The organism is Bradyrhizobium sp. Leo114 (assembly GCF_055229415.2).
In genome coordinates, this window is record NZ_JBUYEN020000144.1 from 1 (window position 1) to 2207 (window position 2207).

General features: G+C 62.3%; 2 protein-coding genes and 1 pseudogene. All 3 read left to right on the forward strand.

Annotated features, from left to right (window positions below; translation table 11 throughout):
- Window positions 1–212 (forward strand): annotated as a pseudogene (locus tag ACZIRK_RS44970) (molybdate ABC transporter permease subunit); the annotation flags it as partial.
- Window positions 209–1375 (forward strand): molybdenum ABC transporter ATP-binding protein, encoded by a 1167-nt coding sequence (gene modC, locus ACZIRK_RS44975; RefSeq protein WP_130231848.1) that lies wholly within the window; start codon window positions 209–211, stop codon window positions 1373–1375. The pseudogene ACZIRK_RS44970 and the gene modC, both read left to right, overlap by 4 nt.
- 268 nt (window positions 1376–1643) lie before the next feature.
- The gene (locus ACZIRK_RS44980) at window positions 1644–2039 is read left to right on the forward strand and encodes a type 2 periplasmic-binding domain-containing protein (RefSeq protein ID WP_051397327.1); all 396 of its coding nucleotides are present in this window, start codon (window positions 1644–1646) and stop codon (window positions 2037–2039) included.
- Window positions 2040–2207: the final 168 nt, after the last annotated feature.

Genomic DNA, 2207 nt, shown 5'->3' on the forward strand with positions numbered 1-2207 from the left:
CGCATGCGATAGGCACGTTCGGCATCGTGCTTATGATCGGCGGCAACATTCCTGGGCGCACCAAGGTGCTGTCGGCCTATCTCTTCGACTATGTCCAAGCCTCGCGCTGGCGCGAAGCAAGCTGGCTTGCCGGGGCCATGGTGATGTTCGCCTTTGCGGTAATCCTCACCTTAACCTTGATCGACAAATACAGCGGAAGGAGGAGCAGGTGAGGATAGCCACGCCAGGCCGGATTGACATTGCCTTCAGCGGCAGTATCGCCGGCTTCTCGCGCGATACGCAATTCAGCGTACCCGCCAAAGGCGTGACGGCGATTTTCGGCCCACCAGGCTGCGGCAAGACCACGCTGGCGCGCTGCATCGCCGGCCTAGAGCCTTTGCCAAATGGTTTTTGCGCCATCGACGGCGAGGTGTGGCAGGATAGGACGACCTTTCGCCCACCCCATCTGCGTCCCATCGGCTATGTGTTTCAGGAGCCGAGTCTTTTTCCTCATTTGTCGGTCAGGCGCAACTTGCTTTACGGTGCGCCCAAACCGAAGCCAACGCCGATCGCGTTTGATGAGGTGGTCGAACTGCTCGAGATAGCTCCGTTGCTCGACCGCTCTCCCTCACATCTGTCCGGCGGCGAGCGGCAGCGCGTCGCCATGGGTCGCGCGCTGTTGTCTCAGCCCAGACTGCTTGTGATGGACGAGCCGCTTGGCGCGCTCGACCGCTGCGCCAGACGTGAGATTCTGCCGATCATCGAGCGCCTGCCCGAGAAGCTCGCGCTGCCGATGATCTACATCGGCCATGACATGGCGGAGATCGAACATTTTGCCGATTATCTCGTCATGATGGAGCGCGGCGTAGTGACCGCGGCCGGACCGCTGCAAGTCTTACAGAGAGATCCCGCGCTGCCGCTAGCGGCAAGCCGCGAAGCCGCCGTCAGCCTTGATGCCGTTGTCAGCGGCTATGATGGGCGCTATGGGCTACTCATTCTCCGCCTCAAAGGGGCGCGGCTGTTGGTGCCGGCGCCGCCGTTTGCACCCGGCGTGCACCAACGGCTGCGCATTGGAGCGAGCGACGTCAGCGTGGCGCGCGAGGCGCCACGCGCAGGCTCCATGATTAATGTCTTTCCGGCGCGCATCAGAGCCTGTTTGCCGCTCGGCGCGGCTGAGATCACGCTGGTTCTTGCGCTCGGCACCGGGGGCTCGGGCACGGAGATTTTGGCCCGCATCACGCGTTTCTCCTTTGATTCCCTTGGGCTAAAGGATGGGATGGACGTATTCGCGCAGCTCAAGCACGTCTCGCTGCTCTCGGCCTCTGAACCGCCATTGCAAATCGTGACGACCTCCAGGCCAGCAGCAGATCCTGGGCAGGCAAGCGCCGCGGCGTGAAACGAGCAAGCTCGCTCGAGAGGCGAGCGGCATCATCTTGAGGCTACATTTCATTGTGCCACGCAGGCGGAGTTGAAGAGGCCGATATCGCAAGCCGGACGAGGCGGCCGAGCCATTGGACGGGGCACGCTGGCAACCTATGTGCGTGTCAAGCAAAGGCCCGCGCCATGTTTCTCGAACCGCACGCCAATTGCTGGGATGAGAAGCAAGAGCCGCCGCGGCTAACGCGTTCCCAGTGGCGTCCGGATTTCCCGATGAGGCTTGCCGATTGATCCTCATCAATTCAGTTCTGACCCTGTTTGTGGTCGGAAATGCAGGAGCGGCGGAGGTCGACGCGGCGGTCGCCGCGAACTTCACCGCGCCGGCCAAGGAGCTGCAGCGCCGTTTAAGCCGAAGACCGGGCGAGGCCAAGCTTTGGCGCGAGCGGACAGCTTACAGCCAGGTGACGCAACGGGCGCCCTTTGAGCTATTTCTCCGCCCGACGAGGCCGCCCGAGCAATCTGGTCGAGAACGGTCTTGCGTTCAGGAAAGCCGGTTCACCTATGCGACCTATAATCTCGTGCTGTGCAGTTCAACTCCGAAGTTCGTGAACGAGGCTTTCGCAAAACCTCGATCCATAATCCGGCTGCTGCGCGTTATAGCGCAGCCACTGAGCACGCTGTGAAAGCGCTCGGCGCCTGTGAATTGACGCAGCCGAAGCTGGTCGCGGGATCCTCGCATCTCCCTGGGCCGGAAGCACCCCTCACCTTCCCGCTCTCGTGGGGGGACACGCGCTCTCTTTCGTGGTCAAGCCGCTCCGGAAGGCCTCCGTTACCAAGCTGGCTTGCCGCCG